Here is a 21,241-nt window from a genome sequence, read left to right on the forward strand (position 1 = left end):
TTAAAACTGGTTTCCTACTGTGCCTTCTTGATGGACGAGCGGGCCGCGTCGGCCACGGCCTCGGCGGTGATCCCGAACTCCTGGTACAGCCGCTCGTACGGCGCCGAGGCCCCGAAGTGCTCCAGGGAGACGCTGACGCCCGCGTCGCCGACCAGGTCGCGCCACGGCATGGCGATCCCGGCCTCGACCGAGACGCGCGCCTTGACGTAGCCGGGCAGCACCGACTCGCGGTAGGCCTCGTCCTGGGCGTCGAACCACTCGCGGCACGGCATCGAGACCACGCGGGCCTTCACGCCGTCGGCGGCGAGGGCCTCGGCGGCCTGGACGGCCAGCTGCACCTCGGAGCCGGTGCCGATGAGGATCACGTCGGGCGTGCCCTCGGTGTCGGCCAGGACGTAGCCGCCCTTCGCGGCGCCCTCGGCGGAGGCGTACTTCGAACGGTCGAACGTCGGCACGGCCTGGCGGGTGAGCGCCAGCGCGGCCGGGCGCTCGGCGCTCTCCAGCACGGTCTTCCAGACCACGGCGGTCTCGTTGGCGTCGCCGGGACGGACGACGTCGAGGCCCGGGATGGCGCGCAGCGCCGCCAGGTGCTCGACCGGCTGGTGGGTCGGGCCGTCCTCGCCCAGACCGATGGAGTCGTGCGTCCACACGAACGTCACCGGCGTCTTCATCAGGGCCGCCAGGCGCACCGCCGGGCGCATGTAGTCGGAGAACACCAGGAACGTGCCGCCGTACGGGCGGGTGGGGCCGTGCAGCTTGATGCCGTTGAGGATCGCGCCCATCGCGTGCTCGCGGATGCCGAAGTGGAGGGTGCGGCCGTACGGGTTGCCGGGGAACTTCTTGCTCTGGCGCTCCTCGGGCAGGAACGACGGCTCGCCGGTCATCGTGGTGTTGTTCGACCCGGCCAGGTCGGCCGAGCCGCCCCACAGCTCGGGCAGCACCGGCGCGAGCGCCTCGAGCACCTTGCCCGAGGCCGCGCGGGTGGCGACGCCCTTCTCGGACGCCTCGAACTCGGGCAGCGCGGCCGCGAAGTCCGCCGGGAGCTCACCGGCCCACAGGCGGTCGTGCAGGGCCTTGTTCGCCGGGTTGGCCGCGGCCCACTCGTCGAAGCCGGTCTGCCAGGCCGCGCGGGCGCTCTGGCCGCGCTCGACGGCGCCGCGCGTGTACGCCACGACCTCGTCGGCCACGGCGAAGGACTCGGCCGGGTCGAAGCCCAGGGCCTCCTTGGTGGCGGCCAGCTCGTCGGCGCCGAGCTTGGAGCCGTGGATGCCGCCGGTGTTCTGCTTGTTCGGGGCGGGCCAGCCGATGATGGTCTTCAGGACGATCAGGCTCGGCTTCCCGGTCTCGGCCTTCGCGGTCTCGAGCGCCTCGTACAGGGCCTTCGGGTCCTCCTTGTACCGGGCGCCGGCGCGCCAGTCGACGGTCTGGACGTGCCAGCCGTAGGCCTCGTAGCGGGCCGCGACGTCCTCGGAGAGGGCGATGTTCGTGTCGTCCTCGATCGAGATCTCGTTGGAGTCGTAGATCAGGACCAGGTTGCCCAGCTGCTGGGTGCCCGCGACGGCCGAGGCCTCGTGGGTCACGCCCTCCTCGATGTCGCCGTCGGAGGCCAGCACGTACACGTGGTGGTCGAACGGGCTGGCGCCCTCCTCGGCCGAGGGGTCGAACAGGCCCCGCTCGCGGCGCGCCGCCATCGCCATGCCGACCGCCGTGGCCAGGCCCTGGCCGAGCGGCCCGGTGGTGGTCTCCACGCCCGCGGTGTGCCCGTGCTCGGGGTGCCCGGGAGTGAGCGAGCCCCACTGGCGCAGCTGCTTCAAGTCCTCCAGCGCCAGGCCGTACCCGGACAGGTAGAGCTGCACGTACAGGGTCAGGCTGGAGTGCCCGCAGGACAGCACGAAGCGGTCGCGGCCCTCCCAGTCCGGCTCGCTCGGGTCGTGCCGCATCACCTTCTGGAACAGGGTGTGGGCGACGGGAGCGAGGCTCATGGCCGTCCCAGGGTGGCCGTTGCCGGCCTTCTCGACCGCGTCGGCGGCCAGCAGCCGCGCCGTGTCAACCGCTTTCTGGTCGAGATCGGTCCACTCGAACTGTGCCACTGCGATACTCCTTGATACTCGTCGCGTTCGGGCCATAGGCATCTGCCTTTCGACCCTACATACACAGGCTGAACTTTATGCGCAGTCTCTCGGAGGGCGAAATTCGAACTCTTGTGAACCCGCACACGAGCAAGTCTCCCACGATGAAGGCGCAGCTAGGGGCCCTCGGCCCGGGCCCCGGTCACAGCCGGGCGGCCCGTAGGGTGGGCCGTGATGAACGAGGACCCGACCCGAGCCGCCGCCGTCGCCCCCACGCCCGCCGCCCGACCCAGCATCCGAGTGCCCGCCGAGGACCCCCAGGACGAGGCCCGCCCCAGCCTGAAGGCCCGCATCGGCGGCTACGTGTCGCTGACCAAGCCGCGCATCGTCGAGCTGCTCCTCATCACCACCGTCCCCGCGATGCTCGTCGCCGCCCGCCAGGAGTTCGACGGCCTGCCGTCCCTGGCCGCCGTCGTCGCCACCATCATCGGCGGCGCGCTCGCCGCCGGGTCGGCCAACGCCATCAACTGCTACATCGACCGCGACATCGACCAGCTCATGCGCCGCACCTCCAGGCGCCCGCTGGCCAAGCAGCAGATTCCGCCGAAGAACGCCCTGATCTTCGGGCTCACCATCGGCACCGTCGCCGTCGCGGGCATGTGGGCCGTGGTCGGGCCGCTCGCCGCCGCCCTCACCTTCGGCGCGATCGTCTACTACGACGTCGTCTACACGATCTGGCTCAAGCGCACCACCCCGTACAACACGGTGTGGGGCGGGGCCTGCGGCGCCGCACCGGTCCTCATCGGCTGGGCCGCCGTCACCGGCCACATGTCGTGGATGGCGTGGGTGCTGTTCGCGATCGTGTTCCTGTGGCAGCCGCCGCACTTCTACGTCCTGGCCATGAAGTTCAAGGACGACTACGCCGCCGCGGGCATCCCGATGCTCCCGACCGTGGCCCCCGCCAAGCGCGTCGCGGTCGAGTCGGTCGTCTACGCCTGGCTGACCCTGGCCGTCTCGGTGGTCCCGTTCTGGCTCGGCTCGACCTGGCTGTATCTGGCCGTGGCCGTCATCACCGGCGGGCTGTTCGTCCTCGAGTCCCACAAGCTCCTCGCCCGCGTTAACCGCGGCGAGGACCCCAAGCCGATGCGGCTGTTCCACTGGTCCACCAGCTACCTCACGCTGCTGTTCCTGGCCCTCGCGGTCGACTCGTTCCTGATGTAGCGGTCGCCGGATCGCAACGGGCCGTTCGAAAGTCCCGTACGACGGCATGTCGGTCGCGCCGCCTAGGCTCGGCCGCATGAACCACTCCGACAACACCGGTGGCACCGCCGACGAGGACCGCCTCCGCCTCCCCGAGAGCTGGCGTCGGCACGTGCTGCCCTGGCGCGGCCGCGACGCCGCGAACAGCGCCGACCTCGACACCGAGATCGACCCCGCCGCGTCCGAGGCGGTGGCCCGGCGGATCGAGGAGTTCCGGCCGCTCATCGAGAGGGCCATGGCCAAGGGCGGCAGCGCCGAGCACTACATCCCGCTGGTGAAGGACCACCTCGAAGGCCGACCGAACCCGGCCGGGGCCGCCGCCCTGGCGCAGATGCTGGAGAGCACCGACTACCGCAAGGCCGACCCCGCCGGGCGGCGGCGGCATCTCGACGCCTGGCTCACCGACCACGGTCTCGCCTTCGCCACCGCCGCCGTCCTGGAGTCGTCGATGATGCACGGCTACCCGCTCAAGGAATCCTCCTACCTCTCCTGGCCCATCAGCTCCTACAGCTACCTGTACCAGCACGAGGTCTGGAAGGACCTCCAGGGATCGCTGCTGCGCATCCGCTCGCTCCTCGCCCTGGCCCCCGAGTCGGAATACCGCGAGATCGTCGCCGCGATCGACCCCCTCCGCACCGATGCGGAGCGGCGCATCGCCGCCGCGCTCCTGATGCCGACCGAAGCGGCCTGGGTCAAGGACGCCTGCGACGCGCTCGACGGCTACTTCAGCCACCAGGGCGACGACTGGCCGATGTGGTCCTTCGCGGCCGCCCCCGAATACCTCGGCCTGTTCCGAAGGCGCCACGTCGAGACCGATCACATCGACGCGCGCAACCTCGCCCCGCTGCTCGCCGGGCTGGGAACCGGTGCGCTGCCGTTCCTGACCAGCGCCCTGGAATGGGGCTTCGGGAGGCTCTCCAAACCGGCCCGCGCCGCCCTGCTGACCGCGATCGGGCTGCTGCCCTCGGACGAGGCCACCGGTCACCTGATCGACAAGCTGGAGCTGTCCGGCGCGCTGAGCGCGGTCATCGACGTCGCCGAGCGGTTCCCCCACCGCACCCTCCGGGTCGTCGCGGCTCGGCTCGACGGCGCCGATCCGGCAATGCGAGCCCGACTCACGGGCGTCGTCAAGTCCTCCCCGGCACTGAACGCGGCGCTGCCCGCCGCCGACGAGCGGACCCGCGAAGCGATCGCCGCGCTCGTCGACGAACCGGGCCGCGTACCCGACGCCCCCGCCGAGGCGCTGCCGCCGCTGCTGGCCGCCCCGCCGTGGACCGCCAAGCGCCGCAGGCCGAAACCGGTCGTCGTCGACGGCCTCGAGGCGTCCGGTGCGACGCGACTGGTCTGGGCCGACGGCGAACGGGAGCGCTGGGCCTCGCTGGAGCACGACTACTACTCGCGGTACTGCGGCGAAGACTGGTGGAAGGACGAAGCCGCAAAGGCGGTGAAGCACGACCGCGCCACCGACTACACGCGCGTACTCGCCTACGCGCCCATGGAGATCGCCGCATCCCTGCCGACCGAGGCGCGGGAGCGGTTCGGCTTCCCGCACGCGGTCGGGGACCTCCAGGCCATCCTCGGACGCTTCGGCACCGAGGTGGCCGACCGGATCGTGGAGCTGATCGCCGTCGAAAGCGTCCACCACAAGGCACTGCCGCCCATCGTGAGCCCGGCGGCCGCCCGGCTCGCCGCCGACTGGCTGGCCCGCCTCAAGTCGGCGCGCGCCAGCGCGGCGGCCTGGTTCGACCGCAACGGCCGCGAGGGCGCCCCGATGCTCGTCCCCGACGCGCTGGGCACCGGCAAGCGGGCCCGCCGCTCCGCCGAGGCCGCCCTCGCCTACGTGGCGAGGCGCCACGGCGCGGACGTCGTCCTCGCCGCCGCCGAATCTTACGGCGAGACGGCTCTCGAGGCGGTGCGCGCCCTGCTCGACGCCGACCCGCTGGACCCGCGCGAGGCGAAGCTCCCCAAGACCCCCGCGTGGGCCGAGGCCGCCATGCTGCCGCAGGTGCTCCTCAAGGGGCGGCGGGCGGCCCTGCCGCCCGCGTCGGTCGGGCACCTGACCACCGTGCTCGCCATCGACAAGCCCGAATTCCCCTACGCCGGAGTCGACGTCGTCGCCGAGGCCTGCGACGGCGACTCCCTGCGCGACTTCTCCTGGGCGCTGTTCGAGCAGTGGATCGCCGTCGGAGGCCCCGCCAAGGAAGGATGGGCGTTCACCCAGCTCGCGCACTTCGCCGACGAGGAGACCATCAGGGAACTCGCCGAGATGGTCCGCGTGTGGCCCGGACAGCGCCAGCACAAGCGGGCCGTCACCGGGCTCGAAGTGCTCGGCGCGATCGGCTCGGAGAGCGCGCTGCGAGCCATCCACGTGATCTCCAGGAAGGTCAAGTTCAAGGGGATCAAGCAGGAGGCCAAGTGGCAGATCGACGCGATCGCCGAGGGACTCGGCCTCACCGTCGACCAGCTCGCCGACCGCCTCGTGCCCGACTTCGGGCTCGATGACGGGACGAGCCTGGTCCTCGACTACGGCCCCCGCCGGTTCACCGTCGGCTTCGACGAGCAGCTGAAGCCGTTCGTCGCCGACGAGGGCGGCAAGCCGCTGGGGCGCCTGCCCAAGCCCGGCGCGAAGGACGACGCCGAGCTCGCCGAGGCCGCCTACGAGCGGTTCGCGCAGCTGAGGAAGGAGCTCCGCACGGTCGCGAAGGAGCAGGTGCGCAGGTGTGAGCGGGCCATGGTCGACCAGCGCGCCTGGACGGTGCCCGAGTTCGGGGAGTTCTTCGTCGACCACCCGCTCATGCGGCACCTGGCCCGCCGCCTCGTCTGGCTCGCCGAGTCGGACGGCGAGCGGCGCGGTTTCCGGCTCGCCGAGGACACGACCGTCACCGACGTCGAGGACGACGGGTTCGAGCTGCCCGGCGACGCCGTGATCCGCCTGGCGCACCCCGTCATGCTGGGGGACCGGCTCGCGACCTGGAGCGAGCTGTTCGCCGACTACGAGATCCTCCAGCCGTTCAAGCAGCTCGCGCGCCCGATCCCCGCCTTCACCGACGAGGAGCTGAAGACCGGCCGGATCACCCGCTTCGACGGCGCGACGCTCAAGTCCGGCAGCGTCATCGGCCTGGCGACCCACTGGGGCTGGGAGCGCCCCGCCTCCGACGGCTTCTGGGTCGAACCGGGCCTCCACCGCCCGCTCCCGGCGGGCGGATTCGTCGTCGTCTCGCTCGATCCCGGCGTCGAGAGCTACCTCGGCAGGATCGACTCCTCGCAGGTCCAGACCGTGCGCGCGGTGCGCCTGTCCGCCACCGCGGACTACGGCGAGGACTCCGGCGGCGCCCACCCGACCGACATCGACGCGCTCACCGCCGCCGAAGTGCTCGGCGACCTCGCCCGCGTCACGGGGACCGCCTGACGCGCGCCGCGGCGGCCGTGTTCCATAGTGGAAATACGGCCGCCGCGGCGAACCGCCCGCGATGTCGTACCGGTTTCCTAAGCTGGCGACCATGACCGAAACCCCGACGCCGTCGCTCCCCGACGAGCACCGACTGGACCTCCCCGCCGACTGGAGCCGGTACCTGCCCCTGCGGCGCGGCCAGGGCCGCCGCGGGATCGAAGCCGACCTCGCCCGCGCCGAGCGCACCCGCTCGCGGCTCTCGGCGGACCTCGAGGAGATCGTGCGGATCCTCGAACTGGAGCCGAACGAGGGCTGCCGGGACGAGGGGCTGGCGTTCGCGGACGGGGAGCCCCACCCGTTCGGCGCGGCGGTGGTCGGCGTGATCGCCCAGCACATGCGCGCCGCCCACCGGGTGACGCCGTTCGACTTCTTCAACCTGGTGCTGGCCGACCACGGCCCGGCCGTCGCGGTGGCCGCCGCCGTGGAGTTCCTGGGCATGGTCCCCTCGTCGCGGCACGCCTCCGAAGGGCAGGTGGTGGTCCACTGGGCGAACCTGAACGGCCTCGAGCACGCCTGGAAGCCGCTCCGCTCCCTCATCGGCGCCGTCAGGGACCTGGTGGCCGCCGTCCCCGACGCCGAATACGCTTCGATCACCGCGCTCGTGGACCTCAGCCGGGGCACCGCTGTCAAACGCCTGGCGGCGGCCGTCCTCGTCCCGGAGGAGACCGCATGGGTGAAGGAGGCCTGCGCCGAGTACACCCACGGCTACCAGCGGAACTTCGTCACGCTCCTGCTGCTCCAAGCCGCGAGCGCGGCCGGGCACGCCGAGGGCGCCCTCGCCCTGTTCGCGCAGGCCTACCGCAGAAGCGCCGACTGGACGGCGCCGCTGGTGGCCGCGGCCGGGACCGACGCCCTGCCGCACCTCACCGACGCGCTGGGGTACCGGGGCAACGCGAGCGAACGCAAGGCGCTGCTCGCCGCCATCGCGGTGCTGCCCGACGACGAGGCGATGGCCCACCTCCTCGACCACCTCGGCGAACCCCAGGTCATCACGTTCGCGACCGAGGCCGCCGCCCGGTTCCCCCGTCGCGCGCTCCGCCTCGCCGCCGCCAGGGCCGCAGACGCCGCGAGCGAGGAGCGCAGGCGCCTGGCCGCGATCCTCCGCTCCGACCCGGTCCTGCTCGAGACCGCGCTGCCGACGCTCGACCGGGAGACGAGGGACGCCGTCGCGGCCGTCGTCGAGACGGGCGGGCGCCTCCCCGGCGCGTCCGAGGCCGAACTCCCCGCCCTCCTGGCGAACCCGCCCTGGGCGAGGAAGGGCGGCAAGCGCAAGGGTCCCGTCGTCGACGGCCTGGTGCCGCCGCCGGTGAACCGCGTCGAACTGGACGAGTCCGAACGCGTGGACTTCGAATGGCGGCGCTCGGGGCGGGACCAGGCCCACTTCGACGCCATGGACCGGCACTTCGGCCGGGACGGCTTCGACTACACCGAGTTCTTCGTCTTCGCGTCGGTCGAGCTCGCCAGGGCGCGGCTCGGCGACTGGCACGGCGAGACCGAGAGCACCTGGAGCGGGGAGCTCAAGGAGATCCTCCACCGCCTCGGCCCCGAAGCGACCGACCCCGTCCTGAAGGCCATCGCGGCGGAACCGGCCTACCGCGGCGAGGCGATCCTGGGAATCGTGAGCCTCGGCGCCGCCCGCACGGCCGCCGACTGGCTCGTCCGGCGCAAGTCCAGCCGCCGCCTCGCCGCGCGGTGGCTGGAGCTGCACTCCGCCGACGCCGCGCTACTGCTCATCCCCGACGCGCTCGGCGCGAAGCGGAAGGAGCGGACCGCCGCCGAGGCGGCCCTGCGGCACCTGACCGTGACGTCCGGACCAGGGGCCGTGCGCGAGGCGGCCGAGGCACACGGGCCCGAGGCCGCCGCCGCGATCGAGGAGCTGACCGGCCGCGACCCGCTGGACCCGGTCGGCAAGCGGCTCCCGAAGACCGCCGAGCAGTTCGCCCCGGCGCTCTTCCCGCAGGTCCTCCTCAAGGGACGCGAGCGGGCCCTCCCGGAGTCCGCCGTCGCGCACCTCGTCACCGTGCTGTCCATCGCCACCCCCGACTACCCGTACGCCGGGATCGGCGTCGTCGCCGAGCATTGCGACCGCGAGTCGCTCGCCCGCTTCTCGTGGGCGGTCTTCGAGCACTGGCTCAACCTCGGCGCGCCGCCCAAGCACGGCTGGGCGCTCACGCAGCTCGCCCACTTCGCCGACGACGACACCGTCCGCGACCTCACCGCGCACCTCCGCCGGTGGCCCGGCATGAACCACCACAGGCGGGCCCTCACCGGGCTGGAGGTCCTCGGCGCGATCGGCAGCGAGGCCGCCCTGCGCGCTGTTCACTCGATCGCCGAGAAGTCCGAGTTCGAGGCGCTCCGCATGGAGGCGGACACCCAGATCCGCGCCGTCGCCGACGGACTCGGCCTGAGCTGCGACCAGCTCGCCGACCGGCTCGTCCCCGACTTCGGGCTCGGCGAGGCGCAGACCCTGCTCATCGACTACGGGCCGCGCCGGTTCACCGTCGGCTTCGACGAGCAGCTCAAGCCCTTCGTCACCGACGACAAGGGCAAGCAGCGCAAGGCATTGCCGAAACCTGGCGTGAAGGACGACGAGGAGCTCGCCCAGCGCGGCAGGAAGCGGTTCACGCAGCTGAAGAAGGAGCTGCGGACCGTCTCGGCCGAGCAGGTCAAGCGCATGGAGCGGGCCATGGTCGAGGGCCGCACCTGGTCCGCGGAGGAGTTCCGCCGCCACGTCGCCGAGCACGCCCTGGTGTGGCACCTGGCGCACCGCCTGGTGTGGCTGGCCGACGCGGGCGGGAAGCGGACGGCGTTCCGCCTGGCCGAGGACCGCAGCTGCGCCGACGTCGAAGAGGACGACGTGGCGCTGCCCGGCGACGCGGTGATCCGCCTGGCGCACCCGGTGCTGCTGGGGGAGCAGGTCGGGCGGTGGTCGGAGCTCTTCGCCGACTACGAGCTCCTGCAGCCGTTCGCCCAGTTGGCGCGGCCCGCGATGGCGTTCACGCCCGAGGAGGACGCGACCGGGCGCCTGGAGCGGTTCGAGGGCCGCGAGGTCTCGACCGGCGCGCTGATGGGCCTGGCGGCCAAGGGGTGGGACCGCTCGGAGTCGTGGCGGGGCGGCTGGGAGGCGGGGATGTCCTACGTGCTGCCCGAGGCGGGCGTGCTGGCGATCGGCCTGGGCGCGGGCACGAGGGACACGACGCAGACGATCACGTCGGTGCGGTTGCACCGGTCCGAGGGGAGCGACGCGAGCCTGCTGGACGCCGACCCGGTGCTGGCCTCCGAGGTCCTGGCCGGACTCGCGAAGGTGACGAAGACGCTCTGAAGGCCGGGTGGCGGTGGGCGAGCGTCGAGCGCTCGGGCCCACCGCCGCCGAATGACGCCCGCCTCCGCTCAGGCCTTTCTCGCGATGCCCGCCATCTGCGTGCGCTCGTAGGGCTCCAGGTCCTCGACTGCGGGGACCGGCAGGTCGGGCTGCTCCGGGAACCACCGCGAGATGTACTCCAGACCGGGCGGCGCCATCTCCATGCCGAGGAAGTGGCCCTCCAGCGCCGCGACCGGGCGGATCCAGCCGTTGCCGAGCGTCTCGATGCACGCCCGTGACAGCGCCCGCTGCTCGGGCTCGCCGGTGTCGGGCCAGGAGGTGATGAACAGGCGGCTGCCCGAGGCCACCGCGCCCATCAGCGTCGCGACGATGTCGTCGGGTCGCTGCTCGTCGCTGATCTGCATGATCATTCCGATGATCATCACCGCGACCGGCCGCTCGAAGTCCAGGAAGGACAGGACCTCGGGGTCGGAGAGGATGCGCTCGGGCTCCAGCAGGTCGGCGCCGATCACGATGGCGTTGTGGTTCTCGGCGAGCAGGGACTTCGCGTGGGAGACGACCATCGGGTCGTGGTCGACGTAGACCACCCGGGCGTCGGGGTTGATGTCCTGGGCCACCTCGTGGGTGTTCCGCTCGGTGGGCAGGCCGCACCCGATGTCGATGATCTGGTCGATCCCGGCCGCCCGCACCAGGTACTCGACGCCGCGGATGAGCCCGTTCCGGTTGAGCCTGGCGCATTCGCGCGCCCGCGGGATGTGGGCGGCGAAGACCTCGGCGGCCTCGCGGTCGACTTCGAAGTTGGTGGTGCCGCCCAAGAGCGCGTCGTAGACGCGGGCGGTCGTCGGCACGGTCGCGTCGATGCCCGAAGGCGGTTCGGCGGCTGCGGTCTCGGTCATGGTCGGCCTTCCTTCCGTGAGAGGTGAGCCCCGGAGGCATGCGAACCCCACTGCCGTGAGGTGTGTCCCACATTACTGGAGTTCGGGCCGCCGGGTGAGGCGGTTTTCGCCCGAACCCTTGCCCGAGAAGGAGGTGCGGCAGAGCGGCCGTCTTGCCGACCACCGCCGGTGTTCGAACACGGCGCTGTCGCACCGGCTCCCTATGCTTCGTGGGACGCACTCGCCCGCCGAAGGACGGATATGACTGAACCTATTGCGCCCCAAGAGGATCAACTCATCCTCCCACCTGAATGGCTGGCCAGGGTCCTGCCTCGGCGGGGCAACGGCGTCAGGCGACCGGCCGGGCTCGACGGCGAGGCGCCGCTGCGCGTGCGCGAGCAGGTGGAGGCCAACCTTCCCTACCTGCACCGGTCGCTGGAGAGCCCCGATTTCGACGCCGCGCTCGCGGCCGCCGGTCTCGCCCATCTCGAAGGGGAGCCGAGTCCCGAAGGCGCCGCCGTCGTGTCGCTCCTGCTGCGCGCCACCGAGCGCTACGGCTGGCAGACGTCGGTCTACCGTGGCCTGAAAATCAAGGCGAACCGCGAACCCTTCGAGTCGTGGGCCGTCGAGTTCGGCCTCCCGTTCGCCGTCAGCGCCGCCGTCGAAGAGCTCAGCTACGACATCGGCCGCTCCGGCAGCGGCGACGGCAAGGCCTGCCGCGTGCGGCCGGGGGACGGCACCCGGTTCGTCTGGCACCTGTGGGGCGACCCCGAAGGCCCGATCGCCGCCGCGCGCGGCCTCATCGCCGAGGCCGAGGCCGAGGAGTACCGGCGGACCGTCGCCGAAGCGGCCGAGCGCCGCACCACGCGCCTGCGCCGCACGGCGACGGCCTACCTCCTGCCCGACGAGGCCGACTGGGCCGCCCGCGCCTGCGAGGAGATGAGCGGCGACAACGGCGTGTTCGACCTCGGCCTCCTGTGGCTCGTCGTCGGCGACACGGCGCAACTGGCCCCGCTGCGCCGCAAGGCCGTCCACCCCGCGCACCTCAAGGGCCAGACGGTGGCGGAACTGGTGTGCAACCTCGGCGCCGCGGCCCTGCCGATCCTGACCGACACCTTGAACTACAAGAGCCTCGAAGCGCCGCAGCGCGCCGCGCTCTTCGAAGGCATCGCCATGCTGCCGTGCGACGAGGCGATGGCGTTCCTCATCGACCGCAGCGGCGAGCCGCAGGCGCCGCCCGCCGTGCGGTCGGCCGCCGCCCGGTTCCCCGTCCGCGCCGCCAAGACCCTCGCCTCGCGCGCCACCGCCCTCTCCGGGCTCGAACTCGCCAGGCTCGGCGGCCTGCTCCGCTCCGCCGACCCCGAGCGCTTCGCAGCGGCACTCGCGCACCTCGGCGAGGGCGAGCGCGCCGCCGTCACCGGCCTCGCACCGGACGCGCCGGTCGCCGGACACGAGCGGCTGCCGCAGGTCCTGACCTCGCCGCCGTGGGCCAACCGCCGCGCGAAGGCCCCGCGCCGCCCCGCGCTGGCGCTCGAATCACCGCAGGAGATCGAGATCGTCTGGGAGCCCGCCGAATACGAGCGCGCCAGGGCGATCGAACCCGACTACCGCGAGTGGGACGAGGACGGCTACTGGAGCGGCATCAGCGGACAGGTCTACAACCAGGTCGGCCTGGCCCTCGCCGACGCCTTCTGGGGCCAGCTCGCCCGCAACGGCGCCCACGCCGCCGACGCGATCGTGGAGCGGCTGCGCACGAAACCGCGGTACGGCAAGGCCCTCGTCCCCATCCGCAGCGCCAAGGCCGCGGCGCTCGCGGTCGACTGGCTGGCACGCCGCATGTCGGCGCGCGCCCACGCCGTCGCCTGGCTCGACCGCCACGGCGAGCACGCGGTCCCGCTCCTCGCCCCCATGGCCCTCGGCTCGGACCGGCGCCGCCGCGGCGGCGCCGAGGTCGCACTGCGCCACGTGGCCGACCGGATCGGCGCCGAAGCGGCGGCCAAGGCCGCCGGGCACCACGGGCCCGAGGCCGCCGAGCGGATCGCCTCGCTGCTGGCGGGCGACGCCATGGAACCGCCCTTCGGTGTCGATCCCGCCCCCGGCGCCTGGGCGGACCCGGACATGCTGCCGCCCGTCCTGCTGCGGGACCGGGACGCCGCGCTGCCCCGTTCGGCGGTCTCGCACCTGATCGCGATCCTGTCGCTGTGGTCGCCGCTCGCGCCCTACCGCGGCGCCGACGCCGTGGCCGAGACGTGCGACCCCGAATCGCTCACCCGCTTCTGCCACGCCCTGTTCGAACTGTGGCTGTCGGCCGGCGCGCCCTCGTCCGACGCGTGGGCCGTCGGCCAGCTCGCCCGCTTCGGCACCGACGCGACCGTGGCGCTGCTCGAACCGATGGTCCGCTCCTGGCCGGGATCGAACCACGCCGACCGGGCCGTCCTCGGCCTGGAGGCCCTGGCCGCCATCGGCACCGAGGCGGCCTTCGGCGCGCTCTACCGCATGTCGCGCCTCGACAAGTTCCCCGCCACCACCCTCACCGCCCGCGAACTGGCCGAGCGGGTCGCCACCCGCCGCGGCTTCGACACCGAACGCTTCGCCGACCGGATCATCCCCGACCACGGGCTCGCCGACCCGGCCGCGCTGACGCTCGACTACGGCCCCAGGCACTTCAGCGTCCGCTTCGACGACCTGCTGCGCCCCCGCCTCGCCGACGACTCCGGCAAGCCCCGGCCCCGCCTGCCCAAACCCGGCGTGCGCGACGACGAGGCGACCGCTAGGGCGTCCATCGAGCGGTACAAGCGCCTGACCAAGGACGTCGAGCGCACCGCCGCCGAGCAGGCCCAGCGGCTCCGAGAGGCCATGCTCTCAGGCCGCACCTGGTCGGCCGGCGAGTTCCGCGCCCTCGCCGAGCACCCGATCGTCTCCTCCCTGGCCGGACGCCTCGTCTGGGCCACCGGTGAGGGCACCGGCTTCCGCCTCGCCGAGGACGGCGGCCTCGCCGACGTCCACGACCGCGAGATCGAACTCGGCCCCGACGCGGCGGTGCGCCTCGCCCACCCCGCGCTGCTCGGCGACGAACTCCCCGCCTGGATCCAGCTCTTCAGCGACTACACCGTCCTGCAACCGTTCCCGCAGCTCGCACGCCCCGCGATGGCCTTCGCCGCCGACGAGGCCGCCACCGGGCACCTGCGCCGCTTCGAAGGCGCCACCGCGACGATGGGCGCGCTCCAGGAGACGATGCGGTGGAGCGGCCGCTACGCTTCCCCCGAGGACTTCCGCACCCGCGTCTGGGGCTTCACCCGCCGAGTGACCGGCGGCTGGCTCCTGGCCGACATCGACCCCGCCCCGGGCGCCCGCGAGCCCGACCCGCGCGGACGGCACCGCCTGGTCTCCGTGCGGCTCATGGCCACCCAGAACCGGCGCGCCGAGTTCGCCAGGCCGCTGCCCGGCGAGCGCCTCGGCCCCGTCGAGGCCTCCGAACTCCTCGCCGACCTGACCGGCGCCATCGAGCACTGACCCGAACACCGCACGTCCACGACACCCGCCCCGAGCACTAGAGAGCAGGCCATGAGCCGGACCGAACCGAAACTCCAGAGGCCCCCCGCCGAACAGCGCTACGCCGACGAACTCGCCAAGCTCGCCGCCGACGACACCGCGCCCCGCCCGCCCGGCTGGGCCCTCAGCCTCCAGGCCGCCCGCACCTTCATCGTCGGCGACGAGAAGCTCGGCCTCGCCCGCAAGTTCGTCGGCGACCCGTCCCTGATCGACCGCGCCCTGGTCACCCTCGCCACCAACCGCGGCCTCATGCTCGTCGGCGACCCCGGCACCGCCAAGTCCCTGCTGTCCGAGCTCATCGCCGCCGCCGTCTCCGGCGACTCCACCCTCACCATCCAGGGCGGCGCCTCCACCACCGAGGACCAGATCGCCTACTCCTGGAACTACTCCCTGCTGGTCGCCGAGGGCCCCACCCCGCGCGCGCTCGTGCCCGCCCCCCTCTACCAGGGCATGGCCGAAGGCCGCGTCGTCCGCTTCGAGGAGATCACCCGCTGCCCCCTCGAAGTGCAGGACTCGCTGCTCTCGCCCCTGTCCGACCGGGTCCTGGCCGTCCCCGAGCTCGAAGGCGGCGACGGCATGGTCTTCGCCCGCGAGGGCTTCAACATCATCGCCACCGCCAACACCCGCGACAGAGGCGTCAACGAGATGAGCGCGGCCCTCAAGCGCCGCTTCAACTTCGAGACGGTCTTCCCCATCGGCGACTTCGCCACCGAACTCGACCTGGTCGAGGCCGAGGCCGCCGCCGCCCTCGAACGCTCCGGCGTGCCCGTGCCGCCCAGCCGCGACGTCCTCGAAGTGCTCGTCCGCGTCTTCCGCGACCTGCGCTCGGGCGACGGCTCCGGCGACCGGATGCAGTCGGTCATGTCCACCGCCGAGGCCGTCTCCGTCGCCCACGCCGTGGGCATCAAGGCCTGGTACCTGCGCGGCGGCGAGGCCGCCGCCGGGGACATCGTCGACTGCATGGCCGGGGCCGCCGCCAAGGACAGCGCCGAGGACCTCGCCAGGCTCCGCCGCTACCTCGAACAGCGCGCCTCCAAGCGCAAGAGCGGGCACTGGCAGGACCTTTACCAGGCGCGCAACCTCCTGCCGGGCTGATGACCATGCCCGCCAACGACAATCTCCACGTCATCGGGGTGCGCCACCACTCGCCGGCCTGCGCGCGCCTCGTCGCCGACGCCGTCGACCGGCTCAGGCCCGCCCGCGTCCTCATCGAGGGCCCCGCGGACTTCAACGACCGCCTCGGCGAACTCGCCCTGGCGCACACCCTCCCCATCGCCATCTACTCCTACATGGGCACCGAGGGCGGGGCCCGGCGCTCCTGGTCGCCGCTGTGCGACTACTCGCCCGAATGGGTCGCCCTCACCAAGGGCCGCGAGAGCGGCGCCGAGGTCCGCTTCATCGACCTGCCCGCCTGGCACGACGCCTTCGCCGAGATCGAGAACCGCTACTCCGACGCCGAACGCCGCTACGCCGACGCCACCGAGCGGCTGTGCCGCGAGTTCGCCGTCGACAACACCGACGCCCTGTGGGACCACCTCGTCGAGATCGCCGACCCCGGCGGCCTGGCCGAACGCCTCGAACGGTACTTCGACCTGGTGCGCGGCGAAGCCGAGACCACCGAACCCGGCAGCGCTGTTGCCGACAGCGCCCGCGAACGCCACATGGCCCAGTGGATCCGCGCCGCCCTCGCCGAGACCGACGGCCCGGTCCTGGTCGTCTGCGGCGGCTTCCACGCCCCCGCCCTGCGCCGCCTCGCCGCAGACGGCCCCAGCGCGCCGCCCGAAGTACCCCGGCCGCCGGACGGCGCCGACACCGGCAGCTTCCTCGTGCCCTACTCGTTCAAGCGGCTCGACGCCTTCGCCGGATACCAGTCCGGGATGCCCTCGCCCGAGTACTACCAGCGGCTGTGGGACGACGGCGCCGAGGCGGCCGCGGGCGCGCTCGTCGAACTCATCGCCACCCGGCTGCGCGCCAAGGACCAGGTCGTCTCGACCGCCGACCTCATCGGCGCCCGCAGCCTCACCGAAGGACTCGCGAGGCTGCGCGGCCACAGCCGCCCCGGCCGCACCGACCTGCTCGACGGCCTCGCCGCCGCCCTGGTCAGCGACGACCTCGAACAGCCGCTCCCGTGGACCAGGCGCGGCACGCTCACCGCCGGAACGCACCCGGTGGTCGTCGAGATGACCGCCGCGCTCACCGGCTCGCGCACCGGCACCCTCCACCCCGACACGCCCGCCCCGCCGCTCGTCGCCGACGTCGAGGCCGCCTTGGACCGGCTCGGCCTCGACGGCACCCGGCAGCCGAGCCTCGACCTCACCGACGGACGCGACCTCGAACGCAGCCGCACCCTGCACTGCCTGCGCCTGCTCGGCATCCCCGGGTTCGCCCGCGAGGACGGGCCCTCGGCCGGATCGGACGTGACCGCGAGCGAACGCTGGGATCTGCGCGACCGCGACGACCGGCTCCCGGCCGTGATCGAGGCCGGCGTCTACGGCGCGACCATCGGCGACGCCGCCCAGACCGTCCTGGAGCACCGGATCGACCGAGCCGGAAACGACCTCGACGCCCTCTCGGGCGTCCTGTTCGGCGCCGCGCTGTGCGGTCGGGCGCACCTGACCGACCGGCTCGGCGAGGCGATCGCCGACGGCGTCGCCGACTGCGGCGACCTCGCCGCCGTCGGCTCGGCGCTCACCGTCGCGCTCGCCCTGTGGCGCCACGACCACCTGTTCGGCACCGCGGGCAGCGACCTGTACGCCACCGTCATCACCGCGTGCGGCCACCGCGCGATGTGGCTCGCCGAAGGGCTGCACGCCGGTCCCGGCCCCGCCGAACTCGGACGGTTGAAAGCCCTGGCGGCCGTGCGGGACGCCGTCCGCCACGCCCCGGCGCTCACCCCCGCCGCCGCATCGGTGGCGGCCACGGCGACCCGCATCGCCGCCGACGGCGCCGCACCGCCGGACCTGCGCGGCGGGGCCGCCGGGCTGGCGTGGTCGCTCGGCGCGTCCCTGGACGCCGCCGGGGCCGCCGCGGGCGTCTCCACACCCGACCGGCTGGGGGACTGGCTGGCCGGACTGTTCTGGGTCGCCAGGGAAGAGGTCCTGGCCGAGACCGCCGAGCACGGCGTCGTCCACGCCGTCGACGAGATCGTCGGCGACATGACCGACGACGAGTTCCTCGTGGCACTGCCGGCATTGCGGCAGGCGTTCGCGTTCTTCCCACCGCGCGAGCGGTCCCTGATCGCCGAGCAGCTGATCGCGCTGCGAGGCACCGGCGAGAGCGCCCGCTCCCTCCTCGCCAAGCAGCACGTCGACCCGGTGCTCGTCGCCGCCGCGCACGCCCTCGAAGCCCGCGTCGACGAGGTCCTGACTCGCGAACATCTCACGGCCGCAACGAAGGAGCAGCGATGAGCGCAGACCTGGAACGGTGGCGGCTGATCCTCGGCCCCGCCGCCGAGCAGCACTGCGGAGGACTGTCGGACGAAGGCCGGGGCCGCGACGCCGCCCTCGAATGGCTCTACAGCCGCGACGACGACCTCGACAAGCGCGAGATCCGCCGCGGCGGCGCCCGCGGCGCGGGCAGCGGGGACTCCGTGCTCAACACCGTGGACTGGCTCGACGAGATCCACCGGCTCTTCCCCAAGGAGACCGTCGAACGGCTCGAGCGGGACGCCATCGAACGCTACGAGATCGACGACATCGTCACCAACGCCGACGTCCTCGAACGCGTCGAACCGAACCCGGCGCTCCTCAAGGCCGTGCTGCGCACCAAGCACCTGATGAACCCCCAGGTCCTGGCCGCCGCGCGCCGCATCGTCGCCGAAGTGGTCCGCCAGCTCGTCGAGAAGCTCTCCGTCCAGGTCCGCACCGCCTTCACCGGCAGCCGCGCCCGCCGCCCCAGCCACCACCGCCGCGCCCGCGACTTCGACCTGCGCCGCACCATCAAGGCCAACCTCAAGCACTACGACCCCGAGCGGAACCGGATCGCGATCGAGCGGCCGCACTTCCACTCGCGCACCGCCCGCAGGCTCGAGCAGTGGCAGATGATCCTCGTCGTCGACCAGTCCGGCTCGATGGCCGGATCGGTCATCCACTCCGCGGTCACCGCCTCGTGCCTGTACGCCCTGCCGGGCCTCAAGACGCACCTGGTCGCCTTCGACTCAAGCGTCGTCGACCTCACCAGCGACGTCGACGACCCGGTCGAACTGCTCATGAAGGTCCAGCTCGGCGGCGGCACCGACATCGCACGGGCCGTCGACTACGCGGCCGGGCTCGTCGAGAACCCCAGGCGCTCGATCATCGCGCTCGTCACCGACTTCTACGAGGGCGGCGACCCCTCGCGCCTCGTCAACACCGTCAAGCAGCTGTGCGAGCAGGGAACCGAGTTCCTCGGACTGGCCGCATTGGACGAGGACGCCAACCCCTCGTACGACCGGGACCTCGCCGGGCGCCTGGCGTCCGCGGGCGCCCACATCGGCGCCATGACGCCCGCGCACCTCGCCGAATTCGTCGCCGAAAGGCTGGGCAAGTGACCCACGCCCGTCACGCCCGCCCGTCGCCCACCGCCGCCCGACATCGGAAGCGCTTCGCGCTCGCGGTGCCAAGCCGGCGCCGCTTCGCGACGCCTCTCCCCAAACCGGAGTGAACACTGTGCTCAGAGAAGACCTCCTCGCCCTCACCCCCGAGGGCCTCGCCGCGCTCGCCAACCGCGGCCTGGTCAAACGCGCCGCCAAGGAACTCGACGCCGGGACCGTCCCCGAACTCGACGTCGCCGCCGACGGCGCCGTCCGCGCCATCTTCCCCGACGGCACCGAGACCACCCTGCCCGCCGAAGGCGGCCTGGAGGCCGCCGCCTGCACCTGCTCGGCCACCGCGAAATGCCGCCACCGCGTCGGCGCCGTCCTCGCCTACCAGCGCCGCCACGAAGCCCCGAGCACCACCGCCGAAGCGACCGCCACTCCCGCATCGATCACCGACGAGCAGCTGCGCGAAGCGGTCGACCGCCACGCCCTCACCGCCGCCGAGAAGACCCGCCGCGCCGGGTACACCGCCAAGCTCACCTGGCCCGGCCCCGACCGGCCCGCCGTCGCCGAACTGCCCACCTGCACCATCTCGTTCCTCGTCCCCGGACAGCTCGGCTACGTCCACTCCGACGCGACCGGCCCCGCCCGCGACACCGGCATCGTCCTCGCCGTCTGGGCCTTCCGCGAAGCCGAGGCCACCGAGGCGACCTCGATCAGCGTCGGCGGCGGCGCGAGCGAGGCCGAGCTCTCCGAGGCCACGACGCTCGCCGAGCAGGTGCTCCTCGGCGGCGTCGAGAGCGTCGACGGCGTCCTGGCCGCCGCGCTCACCCGCGAAGCCGAGTCCCTGACCAAGCGCCGGATGCACTGGCCCGCGGGCGCCATGCGCGACCTCATCGGTCAAGTCCAGCGCTACCGCGAACGCTCGGCCTCCTACGACCCGCAGCGCTTCGCCGCACTCCTGGCCGAACTGCCCGCCCGCCACCGCGCCGGCCGCTCGCCTTCGGGCACGCCGAACTCGCAGGTCCTCGGCAGCGACGAAGTCGACCAGACGCCCCTGAAACTCGTGCGGCTCACCGCCCTCGGCTGCCGCATCGGCACCGACGGCGAACGCCGGACCGCCGAGCTGTTCCTCGCCCACCCCGAGACCGGCATGGTCCTCACCGTCGCCCGCGACTGGGAGATCCCCGAAGACCGGCCCCTCACCGGCCACGACCTGGCCGGGCGCCGCCTCGCCGGGTGCCGGATCGGCACGCTCGCCGCGGGCAACGTCGTCTCCGAGGCCGCCAGCCGCACCGCCGCCCGCGCCCTCAAGCTCGGCACCGGCCGCCTCGCCAAGACCCAGGTGCTCCCGCTGGGCCGCTCCTGGGACGAGCTGCCCGCGAGCCTGCGCGTCACCGATCTCGACGCCGCCCGCGAGCAGCTGTCCGCGATGCCGCCGGGCATGATCCGCCCGCGCGTCGCCGCCGAACTCGTCCGCGTCGTCGCCGTCGACCGGATCGAGACGGCCGGATACGATCCCGCCTCGCAGACCTTCGAAGCGGTCTTCACCGCCCCGGGCGGCGGCAGCGCCCGCCTGCTGGCCGTCCACCGCGCCGCCGCCCCCGGCGCGCTCGAAGCCATCGAGGCCGCCCTGGCCCGAGGGACGCGGGCGATCGCCGGGACGCTGCGCCGCCACCGCGGCGAGCTCGTCGTCGAGCCCACCGCGCTCCTCACCGACGAGGGCCCCGTCGTCCCCGACCTCGCGCCCGGCGACGACTCGGCCGAACTCGGCGCCGCGGCTGAGACCGAACGCGATCCCCTCGCGGCCGCCCTCGACGGCGCGCTCGACGTCTGCGCCGATCTCGCCCACCGCGGGCTGCGACAGGCCCGCGAGCCCTCCCGTCAGCGCGTCGAAGCCGCCGCCGCTACACTGCACCGTGTCGGGTTGCGAAGGGCCGCAATTGATTTCGTCCACCTGTCCAAAACGTTGGGCGAAGACGACGACGCCGCGCGAACCGCGGCCTGGACCGAAGCCGCCATCCGGACGCTCGTCACCGCCGAGCTACACTGACCCGCCTCTGGGAGATCCCCGGTCTCGGCGAAGCTCGCGAGCCATGAATCAGCAGAGCTCTGTCTCCAGCCACGCGAACGACCGGCGCAGCACCGTCCGGGTTCGACAGTCGGCGATCATCATCGAAGCAATGAGGCTTGAAA

Annotated in this window: 10 protein-coding genes; 8 read left to right on the forward strand and 2 right to left on the reverse strand. The window is 73.1% G+C overall.

Annotated features, from left to right (window positions below):
• Positions 1 to 14: 14 nt before the first annotated feature.
• The gene (gene tkt / locus H613_RS0105540; protein ID WP_051392985.1) at positions 15 to 2,126 is read right to left on the reverse strand and encodes a transketolase; all 2,112 of its coding nucleotides are present in this window, start codon (positions 2,124 to 2,126) and stop codon (positions 15 to 17) included.
• A 177-nt stretch (positions 2,127 to 2,303) separates the two neighbouring features.
• On the opposite strand from tkt, the gene H613_RS24570 reads away from it, so the two are divergent.
• The 3 genes from H613_RS24570 to H613_RS24575 all read left to right on the forward strand — a co-directional run bounded on the left by H613_RS24570 (position 2,304) and on the right by H613_RS24575 (position 10,102).
• Positions 2,304 to 3,290, forward strand: a complete 987-nt coding sequence (locus H613_RS24570; protein ID WP_084546375.1) for a heme o synthase — start codon at positions 2,304 to 2,306, stop codon at positions 3,288 to 3,290.
• Between the two features lie 76 nt (positions 3,291 to 3,366).
• Positions 3,367 to 6,738 carry a DUF4132 domain-containing protein gene (locus H613_RS0105550; protein WP_026923038.1) on the forward strand — a complete coding sequence of 1,124 codons (3,372 nt, stop codon included), beginning with the start codon at positions 3,367 to 3,369 and terminating at the stop codon, positions 6,736 to 6,738.
• A 91-nt stretch (positions 6,739 to 6,829) separates the two neighbouring features.
• The gene (locus H613_RS24575) at positions 6,830 to 10,102 is read left to right on the forward strand and encodes a DUF4132 domain-containing protein (protein WP_156925840.1); all 3,273 of its coding nucleotides are present in this window, start codon (positions 6,830 to 6,832) and stop codon (positions 10,100 to 10,102) included.
• Between the two features lie 68 nt (positions 10,103 to 10,170).
• Here H613_RS24575 and H613_RS0105560 read toward each other — a convergent pair whose 3' ends face one another.
• Positions 10,171 to 10,998 (reverse strand): SAM-dependent methyltransferase, encoded by an 828-nt coding sequence (locus H613_RS0105560; protein WP_026923039.1) that lies wholly within the window; start codon positions 10,996 to 10,998, stop codon positions 10,171 to 10,173.
• A gap of 240 nt (positions 10,999 to 11,238) precedes the next feature.
• Here H613_RS0105560 and H613_RS0105565 point away from each other — a divergent pair, with 240 nt between their 5' ends.
• The 5 genes from H613_RS0105565 to H613_RS0105585 all read left to right on the forward strand — a co-directional run bounded on the left by H613_RS0105565 (position 11,239) and on the right by H613_RS0105585 (position 21,098).
• Positions 11,239 to 14,490 carry a DUF4132 domain-containing protein gene (locus tag H613_RS0105565; protein ID WP_156925841.1) on the forward strand — a complete coding sequence of 1,084 codons (3,252 nt, stop codon included), beginning with the start codon at positions 11,239 to 11,241 and terminating at the stop codon, positions 14,488 to 14,490.
• A 51-nt stretch (positions 14,491 to 14,541) separates the two neighbouring features.
• A complete protein-coding gene (locus H613_RS0105570) occupies positions 14,542 to 15,624 on the forward strand; it encodes an ATP-binding protein (RefSeq protein ID WP_026923041.1) in 1,083 nt (360 codons plus the stop codon).
• Positions 15,624 to 17,936, forward strand: coding sequence for a DUF5682 family protein (locus tag H613_RS0105575; protein ID WP_026923042.1), 2,313 nt, complete (start codon positions 15,624 to 15,626; stop codon positions 17,934 to 17,936). Before H613_RS0105570 ends, H613_RS0105575 begins: the two co-directional genes overlap by 1 nt.
• Complete coding sequence (locus H613_RS0105580; RefSeq protein ID WP_026923043.1) at positions 17,933 to 19,057, forward strand: VWA domain-containing protein; 1,125 nt, start codon at positions 17,933 to 17,935, stop codon at positions 19,055 to 19,057. The genes H613_RS0105575 and H613_RS0105580 overlap by 4 nt, the downstream gene beginning before the upstream one ends.
• Positions 19,058 to 19,175: 118 nt before the next feature.
• A complete protein-coding gene (locus tag H613_RS0105585; RefSeq protein WP_026923044.1) occupies positions 19,176 to 21,098 on the forward strand; it encodes a YehQ family protein in 1,923 nt (640 codons plus the stop codon).
• Positions 21,099 to 21,241: the final 143 nt, after the last annotated feature.

It is taken from the genome of Glycomyces arizonensis DSM 44726 (genome assembly GCF_000482705.1).
GTDB lineage: Bacteria > Actinomycetota > Actinomycetes > Mycobacteriales > Micromonosporaceae > Glycomyces > Glycomyces arizonensis.